General features: G+C 47.0%; 11 protein-coding genes, 1 tRNA gene and 1 pseudogene. 3 read left to right on the plus strand and 10 right to left on the minus strand.

The window, feature by feature from the left end; genetic code table 11:
- Positions 1–68 precede the first annotated feature (68 nt).
- Positions 69–956: a peptide chain release factor N(5)-glutamine methyltransferase gene (prmC, locus tag ACBR23_RS11895; RefSeq protein WP_371119612.1), complete on the minus strand. Its 888-nt coding sequence runs from the start codon at positions 954–956 to the stop codon at positions 69–71.
- 4 nt (positions 957–960) lie between these two features.
- On the opposite strand from prmC, the gene ACBR23_RS11900 reads away from it, so the two are divergent.
- Positions 961–1,161 (plus strand): hypothetical protein, encoded by a 201-nt coding sequence (locus tag ACBR23_RS11900; protein WP_371119611.1) that lies wholly within the window; start codon positions 961–963, stop codon positions 1,159–1,161.
- Between the two features lie 3 nt (positions 1,162–1,164).
- Here the strand turns inward: ACBR23_RS11900 and ACBR23_RS11905 are convergent, their stop codons facing one another.
- From ACBR23_RS11905 to murA, 5 genes and pseudogenes are all read right to left on the minus strand, one after another.
- Complete coding sequence (locus ACBR23_RS11905) at positions 1,165–2,010, minus strand: Tic22 family protein (RefSeq protein WP_341740047.1); 846 nt, start codon at positions 2,008–2,010, stop codon at positions 1,165–1,167.
- Between the two features lie 190 nt (positions 2,011–2,200).
- Positions 2,201–3,187: pseudogene (iscB, locus tag ACBR23_RS11910) on the minus strand (RNA-guided endonuclease IscB); the annotation flags it as partial.
- A 5-nt stretch (positions 3,188–3,192) separates the two neighbouring features.
- Positions 3,193–3,274: transfer RNA gene (locus ACBR23_RS11915), tRNA-Leu, on the minus strand.
- Positions 3,253–4,125 (minus strand): M48 family metallopeptidase, encoded by an 873-nt coding sequence (locus tag ACBR23_RS11920; RefSeq protein ID WP_341740048.1) that lies wholly within the window; start codon positions 4,123–4,125, stop codon positions 3,253–3,255. The genes ACBR23_RS11915 and ACBR23_RS11920 overlap by 22 nt, the downstream gene beginning before the upstream one ends.
- Before the next feature lie 219 nt (positions 4,126–4,344).
- Positions 4,345–5,694 carry a UDP-N-acetylglucosamine 1-carboxyvinyltransferase gene (gene murA, locus ACBR23_RS11925; protein WP_371117212.1) on the minus strand — a complete coding sequence of 450 codons (1,350 nt, stop codon included), beginning with the start codon at positions 5,692–5,694 and terminating at the stop codon, positions 4,345–4,347.
- Positions 5,695–6,115: 421 nt separating this feature from the next.
- On the opposite strand from murA, the gene smc reads away from it, so the two are divergent.
- Complete coding sequence (smc, locus tag ACBR23_RS11930) at positions 6,116–9,829, plus strand: chromosome segregation protein SMC (protein WP_371119610.1); 3,714 nt, start codon at positions 6,116–6,118, stop codon at positions 9,827–9,829.
- A 162-nt stretch (positions 9,830–9,991) separates the two neighbouring features.
- Positions 9,992–11,005: a PRC-barrel domain-containing protein gene (locus ACBR23_RS11935; protein ID WP_371117214.1), complete on the plus strand. Its 1,014-nt coding sequence runs from the start codon at positions 9,992–9,994 to the stop codon at positions 11,003–11,005.
- A 194-nt stretch (positions 11,006–11,199) separates the two neighbouring features.
- On the opposite strand, the gene ACBR23_RS11940 is transcribed toward ACBR23_RS11935, so the two are convergent.
- The 4 genes from ACBR23_RS11940 to ACBR23_RS11955 all read right to left on the minus strand — a co-directional run bounded on the left by ACBR23_RS11940 (position 11,200) and on the right by ACBR23_RS11955 (position 17,556).
- Positions 11,200–12,723 (minus strand): helicase C-terminal domain-containing protein, encoded by a 1,524-nt coding sequence (locus tag ACBR23_RS11940; RefSeq protein WP_371119609.1) that lies wholly within the window; start codon positions 12,721–12,723, stop codon positions 11,200–11,202.
- A gap of 22 nt (positions 12,724–12,745) precedes the next feature.
- Positions 12,746–14,272 carry a pentapeptide repeat-containing protein gene (locus ACBR23_RS11945; RefSeq protein WP_371119608.1) on the minus strand — a complete coding sequence of 509 codons (1,527 nt, stop codon included), beginning with the start codon at positions 14,270–14,272 and terminating at the stop codon, positions 12,746–12,748.
- A gap of 78 nt (positions 14,273–14,350) precedes the next feature.
- Complete coding sequence (locus ACBR23_RS11950) at positions 14,351–15,913, minus strand: pentapeptide repeat-containing protein (RefSeq protein ID WP_341735156.1); 1,563 nt, start codon at positions 15,911–15,913, stop codon at positions 14,351–14,353.
- A 77-nt stretch (positions 15,914–15,990) separates the two neighbouring features.
- Entirely contained in the window at positions 15,991–17,556 is a 1,566-nt protein-coding gene (locus ACBR23_RS11955; protein ID WP_341735157.1) for a pentapeptide repeat-containing protein, read from the minus strand.
- Between the last annotated feature and the right edge of the window lie 79 nt (positions 17,557–17,635).

Consider the following 17,635-nt stretch of genomic DNA (forward strand, 5'->3'; position numbering starts at 1 on the left):
TTAAGTGGGAAGGGGTAGCTTTTCAATCCAAAATCCAAAATCCAAAATTTAAAATTGAGTAATCCTTTCTAACGCCGATACGCCAAAGCAAAGCGATCGATTCCCGCTAAATCAGCAAATATCTGAACATCGCAATAACTCCCCTGACTTTCCAGTATTTCAACTACCGCCTCAGCTTGTCCAGCCATCATTTCAACCAACCAGACTCCCCCGGATTCTAAATAATCGGGAGCTGTTTCGGCTAAATGCCGGATGCAATCTAATCCATCTAAACCGCCGTCTAAGGCTAGATGAGGTTCGTGTTTGGTAACTTCAGGTTGCAGAGTCAATACTGTGCTGCTGGGTATGTAAGGTGGGTTAGATATCATGCCACTAACTTGCCCTTTCAGGAATTCTAGCGGTTCCCACCACGCACCTCGATCGAATTTAATGCGATCGCCAAAACCTAAATTCTCCGCATTCTGTTGAGCAACTGCCAAGGCTGCGGTCGAAAAATCTACAGCATAAATTGTGGAATTTGTCAATACCGAAGCTAGTCCGATCGCGATCGCCCCACTACCAGTTCCCAAATCCACCCAATTAGATTTAGTATGAAGGCGATCGGGCTTCAGCGCTTCCACAGCCAAATCAATCAGCAATTCTGTCTCAGGACGAGGAATCAGCACCGCCGGCGTTACCTTGAGGGAAAAATCTCGCCAATAGGTAGTGCCAGTTAAATACTGCACAGGCACTCGTTCCTGCAACCGTCGCTTCCACAATTGGTCAAGTTCAGCTAAGGATAAATTCGATTTAATTTGGAGTAAATCTTTAAATGACTCCAAACGCAGAGCCAATTTATCCAAACTTGTCAACTCTTGCAGCAACCATTCTAGTTCGGCTAAGGAAACATCAGAATCGATCGCCTCTACCTTAGCTCGATTTATCCACTGCCAAAGCTCTAAACCAGAAACAAACATGGGAATGGGGAATTGGGAATTGGGAATTGGGAATTGGGAATTGGGAATTGGGCATCGGGCATCGGGCATTGGGCATCGGGCATTGGTAACTAATGAAAACAGTCAACAGTCAACCGTCAACCGTCAACAGTCAACCGTCAACAGTCAACTGCCAACTGTCAACTGCCAACTGCCAACTGTCAACTGCCAACTGTCAACTGACTAATTATTAACGAGTTGGTCGGGGTTGGCTGGGAATTGGAGCTTGAGGTGCCGGTCTGGTTTGGTTGGATGCCGGGGGTTGACTTTGGTTCCCTGCGCCCGCGGGTTGGAGCGATCGCACAAATTCCAGTGACTCCCGTGAAGGAATCAAAATCAGTTGTGTTAAAAATTTGTCGTTCTCAGTACGCAAAGCTTCCAAAACGCTTTCCAAATTAACGACCTCAATCTTAATTGCCGTCGTTACGCTTGGCTGCTGCTGTTTAAAACGCTCCACCATTCCTTGCAATTCTTCCTTGTTAAAAAACAGAGGAATCACCTCTTCCTGACCGCGCTGAATGGTCAAATAACCATTTTCCGGGCCACCTCTAGCCAAAAACAGAGGCACACCATTGAACTCGTTGACTTGTTGCCCTGTCTGCTGAAGTACAGTTTTAGCTAACTGGACTTGCTGGGGAGTCGGAACGTAGGCAAACAATACTTCATCCGGCTTACCTTTATTTGCCTGAGTGATTTGATAAATTTCTCCGAGGGACACGGGCGTTACGCGCACCGATGCCGCCAACTGAGGATTGCTGGTTTTCAGTTTATCGACAAAAGCTTGAGCGTCCTTCTGGCTGATGAAAATTCCAGCCACAGAAGCATTACCAGTTTGACCCTGACCTTGCTTCGGTACAGAAGCGATCAGAGGTGCACCCTGAGCATCTGTAATGGTAAACACTGGAACCGATCGCAACTTTTCCAAAATTTGCGGTTCCGGCAGTGCCATTGCAGACATATTACCTAGGGGTGATGGGCCAAGCAGAGTGCTGCCGACAATCCCCAAAATTGCACCTAAACGAACTAATGATTTCATTGTTTTTCCATCAGGAGCGAGCCATCCTGAGATACATTAACGCAAAGACTTGCTCATTGACACGAGCGACAGTGCCTGCGTAGATGTTTATTTTTATTACTCACAATGCAAATTTTATCACATTACGAAGAACACTCTTGATTGAGGTTCTACTAGCAGCTTCTCGATCGCTACGCCTCTAATCGCTGATTCATTGGACAAAAGTAGAAAACACATACATATACCCATCGTTGCGGTGGATTGATTTACAGTATTTATGACGCACTGGGCTAACCTTGCCAAGTGGCGTTCTCATTTCAAAAACTCCGCTTTCTCTAACGGTCAGCCTGCCGACGTGAGTGCCTGCAAACTTCCCAAAGGGAAGAATTGCACTTACCATGTCGCCAGTCCCAAACCCAAAAAACGTTTTGCACCGCGTTCTGTGCTTGACAGGAAATCCGTATTTATTGGTTGTACACATTTGACGGCTGCCCCATCCTTTAGCTGCAATTAACAACGGTTGATCCGTGAAAACTTGCAGCACTTCTACGTTCCCCACACAAGCCGCATCCAGCCAATGAGTTTTAGGTAGTTCTAAACGAGTGCGGTTGTACTGTGTTCTACCTCCTGTTGAAACTTCTATTGGCAATCCTGTTTGTTTAAGTTGTTGGAACAATGCCCAGCGGGTTGAATTCACAGCAGTTGCATCTTTCAAAGGTTGTGAGGCCTGTTTCAAAATACGGGATAGGATGTCAGGTTTTTTGGACAAGAAATCCCGAATATCTTGATTGCCTTTGGCAAGGTTGCACCCACGGCAGGCTAGGGTAAGATTGGAAATGCGATCGCTTCCCCCTTTTGATTTTGGGTGGATATGTTCTACCTCAAAAGGTAAGTTTTCAATACCGCAATAGGCGCACTTTCTCCCCCACTTCTGGAGCAAGTATTCTCTGACTTCATAGCCCGCAAGTTCACCTTGCTGATACTCCTTGCCGGATATTTCAGGGTTCTGCATTGCAAGTAGGTCAAACTTAACTAACTCTTGGGATATGCCTGTAATTGGGACATATCGACAGATGCGGTTGACCCAAGTCACGATGTTTTTCACTCTGGATTCTAAGCTGGGTGGCAACCATCCAGGCTTTCGAGTGCGCGACTTTAGTCTCGCTTGTTTGCCACACACCGTATTGTTTTGATTATTGGTAGTGGGCGGGGAGAGAATCGAACTCTCATACCTTTCGGTGTCAGATTTTGAGTCTGATGCGTCTACCAATTTCGCCACCCGCCCTTTTTCTTAGTTTCACTATCATAACACACCGATCGACTTTGTGCAAGCAAAGATTCATAATTTTTTGAACTGGCCCAGCGATCGATTTCCCTTGCCCGCAATACTGGGACTGGATGGGACAACTGAGAAGTCTGAGCTTGCTTGAGCATTTGCCCTAACTCCGTGCTGCTGAGGTCATCGTAGGCCCGCGCTTGGGCCAAAAAAGCATCAACATTCAGTTTGGGAGCCAAAGTCGGAGAACCTCCGGCCAGCTTCATCAACACCGATGCTACCACTTTTGAGTCCTGAGTTGCCAACAAAGCCGCGCGATCGCAAGTAAATTCAGCACATCGGAGCCACTCCAACATTTGCGCCTGCAAACCCTGGACTAGCACGGTTCCCAAAGGGGAAATTTGACCAGCCGCTAACACAATTAAATTAGCCAGAGTCAAGTAAACTCCATGTTCGCACTTCAAATGCCCCAACTCGTGACCAATTACCGCCTTAACTTCCTCATCTGTGAGCAAATCGATCAAAGAAGTGTGCATCACCACAAAAGGCTGTTTTCCCCGCATCGCAAAGGTGTAAGCATTGGGCATGGGATGCTGGCGGACATAAAGTTGAGGCACTTCCAAATCCAGAGTTTTGCAGGCATCCAATAACAAATGATGTAGGTGGGGCAATTGATTTTCCCCCACTTGGACGCTGGAAGCCAGATGTTCCAGCATGAAAAACTGTTCGCCAATTTGACCTAACAACTGCCGCACCATCAAATCCAAGCCCGGCAGTTGTTTGAGAGTATTAGTAGCTTCCAAATCGAGGGGGTGACGAAACTGGTCTGCTTTCAAACCGATGAGCGGTATGTTCGACATTTTAGTCAGTTGGGAATGGGGAATGGGGAATGGGGAATTGGTCATTGGTCATTGGTCATTGGTTATTGGTCATTGGTTATTGGTCATTAAAGTTTGTAGTAAGGACTTTTTACTAACTAATGACCCTTCGACTACGCGGTTCCTGAGCGGAGTCGAAGGGCAGGGCGCCGCTACTAACTAATGACTACTGACTACTGACTAATGACCAATGACTAATGACTACTTTAAACCCGATCGCACTGGTTCGACAGGAGCCTCAGCATTAGCGACTTCTGTACCCTCTTTCACCCGCTCCAATTTCGCTCCCAATTTTTGCAATTTCACCTCTAACTGCTCGTAACCGCGGTCCAAATGCTGCAAACTGCTGATGGTGGTGACACCATCAGCAGCCAGTCCCGCCAGTACCAAAGCCGCCGAAGCCCGCAAATCTGTTGCTGTGACAGGCGCACCCGACAGCATGGGCACTCCGCGCACCACTGCCACATTGCCTTTGACGCGAATGTCCGCACCCATACGGTTAAGTTCGGCTACGTGACGCAAGCGGTTCTCAAACACAGTTTCCTTAATGATGCTGTCGCCCTCACTCGTAGTTAGCAAGGCCATAAACTGAGCCTGCATATCTGTGGGGAAACCAGGGTAAGGTAAAGTTTCGATGTCTGTGGCTTTATGAATCTGACCGGGAACTATCCGCATCAGGTCGGGAGATTCTGTAATCAATTTTGCTCCCATTACCTGCAACTTAGCAATGACTGCGGTGATGTGGTCGGGAATGACTGGCGATAAACTGATTTCTGAGTGAGTAATCGCTCCGGCTACTAAAAATGTGCCGACTTCGATGCGATCGGGAATAATTGAATAGTCTACGGAGTGAAGTTTGGGAACCCCCGAAATGACGATGGTATTAGTCCCAGCGCCCTGAATTTGCGCTCCCATAGCGCGACAGAAATTCGCCAAATCTGCCACTTCCGGTTCTTGAGCCGCATTTTCAATGATGGTTTCTCCTTCAGCCAAGGTAGCAGCCATCATCAAGGTTTCCGTCGCTCCGACGCTGGGATAATCTAAATAAATTTTAGCTCCCTTTAAACGGCGGTTTGGCCCTTTGACGTAGGCGTGAACAGTGCCGTGGTCGATGTGGACTTCAGCGCCGAGGGCTTGCAGACCACGAACGTGGAGTTCCACTGGTCGGGCACCGATGGCACACCCACCGGGTAAGGGGACTTTCGCAAATCCCAAACGTGCCAGCAGCGGGCCGATGATGAAAAAGCTCGCCCGCAGTTGGCTGACTAACTCGTAGGGAGCTTGAGCGTCTATGAGTTCGCTGGCATTGATATCTAAGATATCCCCATTAGTCTTGATTTTGACCCCTACAGCGGAGAGAATTTGCGTCATCCGGGCGACATCGACTAGGGAGGGAACGTTGCGGAGACGGCAATCTTCCGGGCAGAGGATGGCACCAGCCATGACTACTAAGGCAGAGTTTTTGGCCCCACTGATTTTGACGTGTCCTTTGAGGGGCTGGCGACCCCAAATTTTTAATACTGGTTGGTCGCTTTCGGGTGAAGCTGACATATTGGATGAGTTCAGAGCTGGTTTAATGATTTTGCCCTCCATATGTGATTTGTTACTTCATACGTTATTAATTTTGGTTTCGATTTTACCCGAAAGATTTCATATGTCTAGGGGGTATCAGAAGAATTTCGGAGTTCCTACTTCCCAAACGCTCTCTGGCCTAGCCTTTCAGGAAAGATTGCACCAACAACCCCGATCGCCTTTAGTTTAATTAACTGCATCAAAATTTACAATTTTTGCCGGGGCTGGCCTGTGGTGGGGGCATTCTCAACCAGTTGTTGCTCAACAGGCATCCTGTGTTCTTGACAAAGGTGTAAGATATCTGTTCGATCGCGACTGCGAAAGTTGAAACTTTGTTCATCATCAGCGGTGCTTGTGTTACCTTGGAACAATTACTTAGAGCCAAAGCTAGTCCTAGCATATGGTTCACATTAAACGGATCGAACTAACTAACTTTAAATCTTTTGGTGGCACGACGGCCATTCCCGTGCTGCCTGGTTTTACCGTGGTTTCGGGTCCCAACGGTTCTGGGAAATCCAATATCCTCGATGCTTTGCTGTTTTGTCTGGGACTTTCGAGTTCTAAAGGGATGCGGGCTGAACGTTTGCCGGATTTGGTGAACAATGCCCAAAATAAACGCGGTACGATGGAAGCTAGTGTTACGGCCACCTTCGCCCTCGAAGGCGTGGGAGATGAATGGTTTGGTGATGAGGAAGATGAGGAAGATCCAGATGCAGCAGATGATTTCTCTGAAGTGCCCGCAGTACCAGCAGAAGTAGTAGAAATCCCCCAAGTCGAAAGTCCCGAAACTCCACAAAATCTTGACAAATCGAAAATCTCAAATCGCAAATCTCAACTCGAAAATCTCAAATCCTCGGAATGGAGTGTCACGCGGAAACTGCGAGTAACTCGCCAAGGAACTTACACTTCTACTTATTATATCAATGGGCAACCTTGTACCCTAACTCAACTTCACGAACAACTCAACCGATTGCGAATTTATCCCGAAGGTTATAACGTCGTATTGCAAGGGGACGTTACTAGCATTATTTCAATGAATTCCAAAGAACGACGAGAAATAATTGACGAGTTGGCTGGTGTCGCTCAATTCGATCGCAAAATCTCCTTAGCTAGGCAGAAATTGGATGAAGTTAAGGATGTGGAAGAACGCAGCCGCATTGTGGAAAAAGAGTTGATTTCTCAGCGAGATAGACTGGCTAGCGATCGCACAAAAGCGGAAAAATATCAAAAATTGCGGGCGGAACTTCAAGAAAAATCCCAGTGGGAAATTGTCCTTAAATTCCGTCAGTTGCAAAAGCAAGAATGGAAACTGCGGGAACAAATCGAAGCTGGCGATCGCCATGGTACCGCTCTCACCGAACAACTGCAAACCATTAACACTGAAATTCACACAGTAACCACAGAACTTGACGCACTAAATGCCCGCGTCAAAGCCTTGGGAGAGTCGGAATTGTTGGCGCTACAATCGACCATGGCGACCCAAGAAGCCGAACGACGGCAAATGCAAAACCGCAAGCAGGAATTGGAAACTACTGCGGGACAATTGGCAGCAAACATAGCACAAATTGAGCAAGAAATTCGGCAATTCCGGCAAAGTCTGGAGCAAATTGAGATAGAAATATCTTATGTTAAGTCTGAGCAAGCAACTTTAATCCAACAGCGGGATGAAGCGGGGCAAATTTTAGAGCAGCATCGGGAAGTTGCCAATGCGATCGCCTCGACAGCCGAAGCTTGGGTACAACAGCAAACGGAACTGCACCGCCAAATAGAAACTGTGCAACAAAGTTTGGAACCCGCTCGCGCCGAACAAGCAGCCATTGGAGAAAGAGTCGATCGCCTAGAAAGTCAAATTCAAGAACAAAACCAATCCATGCAAGTATTAGCCCAGGAAATAGCCGGGAAAAAAATTCAACAATCCCGGCTGATGGAAACTCAAGGAATAGCAGCTTTGCAAGTAGAATCCCTGACTCAAATTGTGGCGGGAAATGAACAAGAATTGCAATTACAACAAGAAACTCAAACTCGTTTGTTAGTAGAACAACGGGAAAGACAGCGGAAATTAGATAAACTGGAAATGCAGTTTCAAGCACTCCAAGAAGCCACGGGAACTTTTACCGCCAAAGTGATAGTACAAAGTGGTATATTCGGAATTTGTGGGCTGGTAGCTCAACTGGGAAGGGTGGAACCACGCTATCAATTAGCATTGGAAATTGCGGCGGGTGGTCGGATGGGAAATATGGTGGTGGAAGATGACCGCATAGCTGCCCAGGCGATTGAATTGTTGAAACAAAAACGGGCTGGTAGGATGACGTTTTTGCCGTTGAATAAAATTAGGGGTGGCAGATTTTCGGTGAATGAAAATTTGCGTAGGGCGGCGGGTTTTGTGGATACGGCGGTGAATTTGATTGACTGTGATGGGCGGTACAATGAGATTTTTGCCTATGTTTTTGGCAGTACGATGGTGTTTAGCAATCTCAGTGATGCTCGCCGCTATTTGGGACAGTACCGGATTGTGACTTTGGATGGGGAAATTTTGGAGACGAGTGGGGCGATGACTGGGGGGAGTTCTAGCAATAGATCGACCTTGCATTTTGGTACGGTAGATGCGTCGGAGGCGCAAGTTGAAGCAAGGACGATCGCCTATGAGCAAGAACGCCTTCAGGAAATTGAACGGATTTTAGAACGGTGCAAAATAGCGATCGATCGCAGCTCTGTTGCTCTCAAAACCAGCAGTCAGGAATTGATGGAAGCTAAACAAAATTTGCGCGAACATCAGTTGCGGCTGGAACAATTAGCGACAGAAATTATCAAGCTAGAATCCCAACAGGAACAAGGGCGATCGCAAATTACTAAAAATACTCAAGAATTAACCAATTCCCAGTCCAGATTGCAATGGCTGGTAGGAGAATTGCCAGGAAAGGAAACCGAATTGCAGCAGTACCGCCAAACTTTGGCCGAGTTGGAAGAGTCCAACAGTCATAGCGAATGGCAACAAATGCAATCTAGTCTTCGTAGCCTAGAAGCCCAACTGCAAGAGCGAGAATTGGCTCTCAGAAAGGTCCAGCAGCGGCTTTTAGACCTGGAAACTCAATTCGGGCGTTGGGACGAGAAAATTAAAGCAGGCTGCGAGAAATTGCAGGAATGGCAAATCCAGCAACATACTTGCGCCGATGCCCTGAATCTGATAGTTTCTCAGGAGTTGGCGATCGACCAACAAATTGCTACAGCTAAGGCGGCGGTGGCAGAAATTGAGGAAAAATTGGGCGTGCAGAAGGGAGAACGCGATCGGGCAGAGTCTCAAGTCAGAGAAAAACATTTAGCCAAACAGCAGTTACAATGGCAGTTACAAAAACTGAATGAAAGCCAGCAAGAACGACGGGAACAATTGACCGCAGTTCGGGATTTATTGGCATCGGCGCGGGCGGAAATGCCCGATCCAGTCCCGTCGATTCCCGAAAATGTGGAGCAGGGAAATTTGATGGAATTGCAGCAGGAAGTAAAGGCGATCGCCAAAAGGATTCAAGCTCTAGAACCAGTGAATATGCTAGCATTATCTGAGTACAATCGCACTCAAGAACGGCTGCAAGAATTGAGTCAAAAATTGACAACCTTGGAAGGTGAACGGACAGAACTGCTGTTGAGAATCGAAAACTTTACCACCCTACGGCGACGTGCTTTTAAAGAAGCTTTTGATGCTGTAAATGAAAACTTCCAGACTATCTTTGCGGAACTTTCCGAAGGTGACGGTTATCTACAGCTAGACGATCTAGAAGACCCCTTCAGTAGCGGTTTGAATCTAGTCGCTCACCCAAAAGGTAAGCCCGTACAACGTCTGGCTTCCATGTCTGGAGGTGAAAAATCCTTGACGGCGCTGAGTTTTATTTTTGCGCTGCAACGCTACCGCCCGTCTACGTTCTACGCTTTTGATGAAGTGGATATGTTTCTGGATGGGGCAAATGTGGAGCGATTAGCTAGAATGATAAAACGACAGTCTGAACAAGCCCAGTTTATTGTTGTGAGTTTGCGGCGACCTATGATTCAATCGGCTCAGCGTACAATTGGTGTTACTCAAGCACGGGGAGCTTATACTCAAGTGTTGGGGCTGAAGTTATAGTCCCCGATTTAAGTCGTTAAAGAGATGAAAATTTTAGACTACAGTTCCAGCTCTTAGGTTAATCTGTGGAGTAAATCTCCAATCTCAAGTCTCAAATCTCATATCGACTGACCATGTTGAGTGATATATGTACTTCATTAATAAATTAGGATCAAAATTAGAATGACATCCGAACAAATCTGCCAACGCTCCGATATTCTCGGCACTCAAGTCATCACCCGCGACAGAGGTAAACGCCTGGGTGTAGTTAGTCAACTGTGGGTGGACATCGACCGGCGGGAAGTTGTGGCGATCGGTCTACGAGATAATATATTTGCAGTCGCTGGAATGCCTAAGTATATGTTCCTTACCAGTGTCAGCGAAATCGGCGACGTGCTGTTGGTGGAAGATGAGAGCGCGATCGAAGATGATATTGATGTTGAAGTCTACAGTATTTTGATTAACAGCGAAGTCATCACCGAAACCGGCGAACTTTTGGGGAGAGTGCGAGGCTTTCGGTTCGACCCCGAAGACGGTAAGTTAGTTTCCATCGTGATTGCTTCTCTGGGAATCCCCCAAATCCCCGAACAAGTGCTCAGTACCTATGACTTGGGAATTGAGGAAATTGTCAGCAGTGGCCCCAATCGCTTAATTGTATTTGAAGGTTCCGAGGAAAGACTCCGACAACTTAGTGTCGGCTTGTTGGAGCGCGTCGGCTTAGGACAAGCACCCTGGGAACGAGAAGAGGACGAACAAGGCTATTATCCCAAGCCCGTGGGAACGCCAAATCAATTGGGGCCTGGAGTACCCCTAGCAGCCCCGTCCATGGTCCGGAAGACAGCAGCCCCTGTGGTGGAGGAGGTTCCTTGGGATGAGGATTCGCAGTGGAATCGGCCTGCTGTGCGACAGCCCCTGCGTCAGGTGCAACCACCTCCGGTGAATGATTATGATGATTATGAAGAGGATAATTGGGGCGGCGAGGAAGACGATTATGAGGAAGAGTACGAAGAGAAAAAGTACGATCGTCCTGAAAGTTATAGCACCAAAAAAGAACCGGTGGTGGAATACGAGTACGAGGATGATGTGGAAGCCGATGCTTGGGCTGATGATGAAGCGCCGAAGCCTTACAAGGCTCCTCGCGTGAATATCCCTGAGAAGACTAAGACTCCTGAATACGAAGAGGAACCTGGTTATTAAAAGTTCTGTGAATCCATCGCCATAATTCCCGTAGATACTGTCGCCAAGACAGTATCTACCTAATCACCTAAAATCCTCTCTTCATAGTCCCGTATTCAACACTCTCTTCTCTTCCTTCGCGTCCTTAGCGCCTTCGCGGTTAAATCATTCCGATACAACCGGAATTGATATCAATCATCTTAAGGCAGGCTTTATTACGCCTGAGTTAACCAAGTAGTATCCAAATAATCAATCCTCGCAAAGGGACTCATCGCCGCTAAAATTTGCTGTCCATAACTACGGTAAATCACTCGGTTGTCGAAAATCGCCACTACGCCCTGTCTTTCTCGCACAGGTGCGATCGCCCTTTGTAACTCATTCAACGCCGCCGGCAACAAATACAACCGAAACCAATCCTGACGCCGTTCCTTATAATAAGCCACCCGCGCCATCACCACAGGATTTTCCATGGAAGGAAGTGGTAAAGTGGCGATCGCCAGTAAATGAGGGGCGCTCAATTCCCCCTGATTTTCCCGCCAAAATTCCCAGCCAGTCACCAAAATCCCATTCTCCCCCACATCTGTGGTTTCTACCCGCACCCTCGAACCAAACTCAGAAGCCAGCCTCGTGGCCATTCTAGCCTTCAGCGGTACATCTCCCACAATCAGCACCGTTAAACCCGCCACGGACAAACTCATAAATAGCAAAGTCCGAATTTCCTGAATTAAAACTCCCTGAAATTCCGGCGTATTTGGTAGCGGCAATCCGTCGGGAATGTAAAGTTGAATTAATTCGCTTTGTCGATCGGGCGAAAATTTAACGCTAGTCAATTCTGGAAGTCCCAGCATTTGCCGAAAAATCGGCGCCTTTGGTTCCAAATCCACCGCCCCACCAATCAACACCACTGGCCGATCCTGCCAAATTTTGCCCAAAACCTCCGCCACCTGCACCGGCGCGCAGTACAGAGAAAATGACCCAGCCTCACGATTGATTTGGGCCCACCTCAGTTTTCCGTTGCTTTCCCACCGATGCCAAAAATTGCTCCAAGCAGCCGGAATGTGGGTGGAAGAGTCGATCGAACTTTGATTAATCTGTTCGTACAGCCCCTCCAAGATATTTTGCTCTGGGATTTCTAGCAAATAGCACTCATCCGGCTTAGCTGGATGCTGAAAGCAAGCTCGTGTTAACAACACCCGCCGTTGCAGGATAGCATCGGCTTGGCTGGGTACAGCCAACATTAAGTCATTCCAATCTCCCGGATGCAAACACACCGTCAATTGCTGGCGCGTCCAAACTTCCAAGTCGTCTACACCGTCAATAATTGTCGGAATTTGGCTCTGTGGTTGCGCATCACTCCCCAAGTGCGATGCTAACCAAGATTGCGGCTCTACTAGCATGAGTCCTGAAAAATCGGTATTTTGGTCATTAGTGGCGATAGGGCGATCGGTTTCGAGCCACTCTTGCAATCGAGGGATTTCCACTGCTTTCAAATACTCGATCGCCCGTGGCGGAGCGACTAAAATTACAGGTTCGGGCCACATCAAAATCGGCATCAAATAACTGACTCGATACCGTTGTTGGTGAGCTCCTGCGGGGAGCCCTGTTTGAATCAGAGCGCTGCGCCCCAAACGTAAAGCCCGCGCCACCAGACGCGCCATCGTTAAATGATGTGGCCAGTGTGGCTCGGAGTGCGATCGCAGGAAACGGAGCAGCGAGTTGTGGACGTCTACCTCAATCAATTGATTTTGCAGTTAAGATTCCTCAATCAACATAATCAAAACTTGCCATAAAATCAACTAATTGTTGACCCACAGACACACTGAACTTACTGCTGCGATGATTTTGACCTCGCTTACCAAAATTCGGGTTATGATGTACAATCAAACTCTGCATTCCCGAACTGATTAAAATAGTTTTGGTAGGTGAATCAAAAAATTTAGTTTCATATTCAGCTTTTTTTGCTAACACCAATTTCTTGACCTCTCTGATATTATTTATAGCAGCATTCAATTCTTTACACAACTGCACTATCCGTTTTTTACCCAGATCTTGATTGAGAATTTTTTTGCCAATTTCTACAATATTTTTATGAATTTCTATAGAGTCGTCAAAAGGAAGAACTGCTAAAAAAGCTGAGGGTAATAAATGCTCATCGCTCTCAAATCTAAAAGTGATTGTTGTCCGACGATAGTCAATTTCAATATTGGGAGAAGAACTCATTGTCGGATAATACCGAGCTATTTCGTAGTAAGCTGTTGCTAAAGCGGTGTTTGCTGACGGGTCTAACAGGGCATCAACTACAATTTGTACTAGCGCCGGTTTGTGATTTAAAAATTTTATCGATTCTGAGGGGGAATTAAATTTTTGAATCTGAGTGCGATCGCCCCTAGGGCTGAGATCGACCCATTCGCACGTAATGTCATCTACTTTCACCCCAAATCGCGGCAGCAAATAAATTTTTACCCCTGTTAAATTTGCTCCCGTCAAATCAGCACCTACCCAATCGGCGTGCATCAAATTTGTTTCGGTCAAATCAGCGTGAATCAAACTAGCATTTGCTAAATTAGCATTGCTTAAATCTGCTAAATTCAAGTTAGCACCACTCAATTGAGCATCGCTCAAATCAGCGCCGTTGAGATTAGCACCGCTCAAATCTGCCCAGGTAAGGTTGGCTCCGCTTAAATCCGCGCCACTGAGATCTACCTCCTGTAAAGAAGCTTGTCTCATATCCGCATTGCTAAAATTAACTTCTTTAAGCTCTGCTTTAGTCAAATCAGCCCCATGTAAGTTAGCTTCTTCAAAGTTAGCTGATGAACCAGAGGCACCTCGGAGGTTTGCACCAGAAAGATTAGCACCACTGAGGTTAGTACCGGTAATTTGTACCTCTCTTAAATCTGCTTGAGTCAGGTTAGCTCCGGTGAAGTTAGCTTTGCTGAGTTCGGCTCTGATTAATTCACTTCTAATCAGGGATGCTCCAATTAATTGAGCTTCTGTTAAGTTAGCTTGCACAATGTTGGCAACATTAATAGTAGCGCCATTTAAGATTGCTCGCGTCAGATTGGTATTGCTGAGTCTTGCCACATTCAGATTAGCTTCTGTCAAGTCACATTCGCTCAAGTTAGCACCGCCGATGTTGGTGACAAATAAAGTCGCTTTTCTCAAAATTGATTGACTGAGATTGATCCGACTCAGATTTGCTTCATTGAGGTTAATTTCTGTAAAATCTCTCTGGCCTTCTGTGTATTTTTTCACCAGTTCAAATCTATTCAGAAGTGCTGCTATTTCCATTTTCTTTACCTTAATTATGCTAGAATTTACTTGGCATATACAAATAAATAAAAATACTTGAGACTGAATTGATGATATCTAATCACCTAGTTGATAAAAGCCTTTAATAAACTCAACAACCGTGTTTATAGGTGGAGTTGTGAGTCTTTGGGCTTTAATGGTAGGATTAATTGCCGTTTTATTTACCCCTGGTAAATTTATCAAATGTCTGCCAAAATCTGGGTGATAGTGAACCATCAAACTTTCGGCACTGGAATTGGAAAGTATAGTTTGGGTCGGAGACTGAAAAAAAGTCGATACAGTTTCATTATCCAGGCGCACAGGCTGAATTTTCATCTCTCCTATTTTTCTAATAGTTTGGGTCAAAGCCACGCTCAATTGCGCTACCAAGTTGGAAACTCTGACCCCAAGGTTATTGCCAGTTTGTGGTTGAATCATCCTCAGTAGAGTGATAATATTTTTCTGAGTAAATGCCGCGTCGCTAAAGGGAATGATGGCAACGAAGGCAGTGGGAAAGAGTTGTTCGTCCTGGTCAATTCTAAACGATATGATGGTGCGTCGGGAGTTAACTTCGATACTAGGAGGATTGCTCAAGCCTGGGTATTGGCGGGCAATTTGGCGGTAGGTGGCTGCCAGGATAAAGTTAGCGTTGGGGTCTAGGGGTCGATCGACAATAATTTGCACCGTAGGTGGCGTAGCATTAAAATACTTTTGAGCTTCTTCGGCAGTGAAACGCTGAATATGGCTGCGATCGCCATTGGGACTGAGGTCAACCCAATCGCAAGTAATATCATCTGCTTTCAAACCAAATCTCGATACAGCGTAAATTTTTGCCCCCGTCAAAGCAGCACCAGTCAAATCAGCACCTACCCAATCAGCATGAATCAAGTTGGCTTGGGTCAAATCCGCGTGTACCAGAGTAGCATTCAACAGGTTGACATTACTCAAATTGGCTCCGTATAAATTGGCCCCGCTCAACCTCGCTTCACCGAGGTCCGCGCCAGTCAGGTTAGTCCCACTGAGGTCAGTCCAGCGGAGATTAGCACCTCGTAAGTCGGCACCACTGAGGTTAGCCTGAGACAGATTAGCTTGTCTGAGTTCGGCATTGCAGAGGTTAACTCCTCTGAGATCAGCCCTGCTGAGGTCAGCCCTGTGCAAATTTGCCCGTTCCAAGTTAGCCCCCGTGAGACAAGCACCTCTGAGATGAGCTCCGTTAAGGTCTGCTTGTTCTAAATTGGCTTCTCGGAGAGTTGCTTCTCTCAAATCTGCTTCGCTGAGGTTAGCACCGCTGAGATTGGCATTGCTAAAGTCGGCTCGAATCAGTTCAGCCCTGATCAGTGTAGCTTCCACCAGTTGAGCCTCCCGGAGGTCAGCTCGAATCAAATTAGCTACGTTGAGGATTGCACCACTGAGATTAGCTTTGTTGAGATTAGCACCGCTGAGTCTAGCAACATTGAGCTTGGCTTTTCTGAGATTGGTGCCACCGAGATTAGCTCCGCTCAAGTTAGTCAGGCTTAAGATTGCTTCGGTGAAATTAGCCCCGCTCAGATCGATTCTGCTGAGATTGGCTTCGCACAGCAGGATGGCAGTAAAATCCCTTTCTCCTGCTGCATATTTGGCTTGGAGTTCTGCGGCGTCCATGCTGATCTATCTCCTAGATTTTTTTAGCGATCGCAAAGCTTTAGAATAAGCAATTTTGGCAATTTGAGGCAATATGCTTAGACATCAATGTTATGGAAGCCTTTGATAAAATCTAAAACATTACTGAGATTAGTCTGAGATAATTTGCTACTTTCCACGAACTTGCCTGATGTTGAGTTATTGGGGTCATATTTTTTAATCAGGCGCTTGCCAAAAGCTTGGTGGTGATATACGCTGAGCCTTTGGTCGCGGGAATTAATTAATATCATTTGTGTAGGTATCTGAAAGAAGTTGATACTGGCCCCTATTTTGGGAAAAGAATTAGATATTTTGATTTGATCTACTTTGCTGATAGCTTGGTTGAGGGCTTTGCTGGAATGTTGGACGTGTTTGGATTCTTTGACATTGAGATTGCCTGCATCATGGGATTGAATCATTTTCATCAAGGCTATCAGATTTTTTTGAGTGATGGCCGCGTCGTTAAAGGGAATTATGGCGACGTAAGCGGTGGCGAATAACTTATCATCACTGTCCATTTTAAAAGCAAGTGTGGTGCGCCTAGAGTTGACTTCGATGGTTGGTGGCTCGCTTAAACCAGGGTATTGTTGAGTAATTTGGTAATAAGTTGCAGCTAGTGCAAAATGAGCGCCTTGGTCTAAGGGGGCATCAATCACAATCCGAACTGTAGGCAAGGAGGAGTGAAAAAACTCCTGGGTGCCGCCTCCGGGATTTAGCCAGTAAATTTGGCTGTGATCGCCGTTGGGACTGAGGTCAACCCACTTGCAAGTCATGCCTTCGGTTTTGATACCGAGCCGGGAAACAGCGTGGAGTTTGGCTCCGGTTAAAGTGGCACCGGTTAAGTCTGCCCCAATCCAGTCGGCTCGAATCAGATAAGCATTGGAGAGGTCGGCGTGGACTAAGCTGGCATTGAGCAAGTTAGCGTGGCAGAGGTCGGCTCGGCTCAAGTCAGCACCGCTGAGTTTGGCTTCGCTGAGATCCGCCCAGCGGAGATTGCAGCCGCTGAGGATAGCCCAGCGAAGGTTAACCCCGCTGAGGTCGGCCCCGCTGAGTATAGCTTGAGTCAGGTTGGCTTGTCGGAGTTCTGTACCTCGCAAGTCTGCACCGCTGAGGTCGGCTCGGCTGAGGTCGGCCCCTTGCAAGTTTGCTTGTTCCAGGTTTGCCCCAGTCAAGGATGTGCCACTGAGGTTTGCACCTCGAAGGTTGGCTTGGCTGAGGTTAGCTCCCCGCAGGGTGGCTTCGGTGAGGGTGGCACCGCTGAGGTTTGCACCACTTAGGTTGGCACCACTGAGTTCGGCTCGAATCAGTTCGGCTCTGATCAGTTTGGCTCCTGTGAGTATGGCTCTTTTGAGGTCAACTCGCACTAGGTAGGCGACGTTGAGGTCGGCGTCGGTGAGGTTGGCTCCACCGAGATGGGCTCCGCTGAGTCTGGCGATGTTGAGTTTGGCCCCGGTGAGGTTGGTTTTGCTGAGGTTGGCTCCGCTGAGGTTGGCGACACTCAGATTCGCACCCTTGAGGTTGGCTCCGCTCAAGTTGACTCCGCTGAGGTTTGCCTCAGTCAGGTTGATACCGGCAAAGTTTCTCTCTCCGGTGGCATATTTTGTAAGGAGTTCCTCGACTGTCATGGGGACGGCACCCTATAGAAAAAAGATGGAAGACTGAGAACCGTTCTGTTAAATTTATCCAAAGCTGTTTAAGTCTAGA

It is taken from the genome of Microcoleus sp., from assembly GCF_041354475.1.
In the GTDB taxonomy this organism is placed as follows: Bacteria; Cyanobacteriota; Cyanobacteriia; order Cyanobacteriales; family Microcoleaceae; genus Microcoleus.

What these genes read in the sequence shown, in the direction of transcription:
- prmC (WP_371119612.1), bottom strand. Translation starts at nt 956, where the DNA reads ATGTTTGTTTCTGGTTTAGAGCTTTGGCAGTGGATAAATCGAGCTAAG.
- ACBR23_RS11900 (WP_371119611.1), top strand. Translation starts at nt 961, where the DNA reads ATGGGGAATTGGGAATTGGGAATTGGGAATTGGGAATTGGGAATTGGG.
- ACBR23_RS11905 (WP_341740047.1), bottom strand. Translation starts at nt 2,010, where the DNA reads ATGAAATCATTAGTTCGTTTAGGTGCAATTTTGGGGATTGTCGGCAGC.
- ACBR23_RS11920 (WP_341740048.1), bottom strand. Translation starts at nt 4,125, where the DNA reads ATGTCGAACATACCGCTCATCGGTTTGAAAGCAGACCAGTTTCGTCAC.
- murA (WP_371117212.1), bottom strand. Translation starts at nt 5,694, where the DNA reads ATGTCAGCTTCACCCGAAAGCGACCAACCAGTATTAAAAATTTGGGGT.
- smc (WP_371119610.1), top strand. Translation starts at nt 6,116, where the DNA reads ATGGTTCACATTAAACGGATCGAACTAACTAACTTTAAATCTTTTGGT.
- ACBR23_RS11935 (WP_371117214.1), top strand. Translation starts at nt 9,992, where the DNA reads ATGACATCCGAACAAATCTGCCAACGCTCCGATATTCTCGGCACTCAA.
- ACBR23_RS11945 (WP_371119608.1), bottom strand. Translation starts at nt 14,272, where the DNA reads ATGGAAATAGCAGCACTTCTGAATAGATTTGAACTGGTGAAAAAATAC.
- ACBR23_RS11950 (WP_341735156.1), bottom strand. Translation starts at nt 15,913, where the DNA reads ATGGACGCCGCAGAACTCCAAGCCAAATATGCAGCAGGAGAAAGGGAT.
- ACBR23_RS11955 (WP_341735157.1), bottom strand. Translation starts at nt 17,556, where the DNA reads ATGACAGTCGAGGAACTCCTTACAAAATATGCCACCGGAGAGAGAAAC.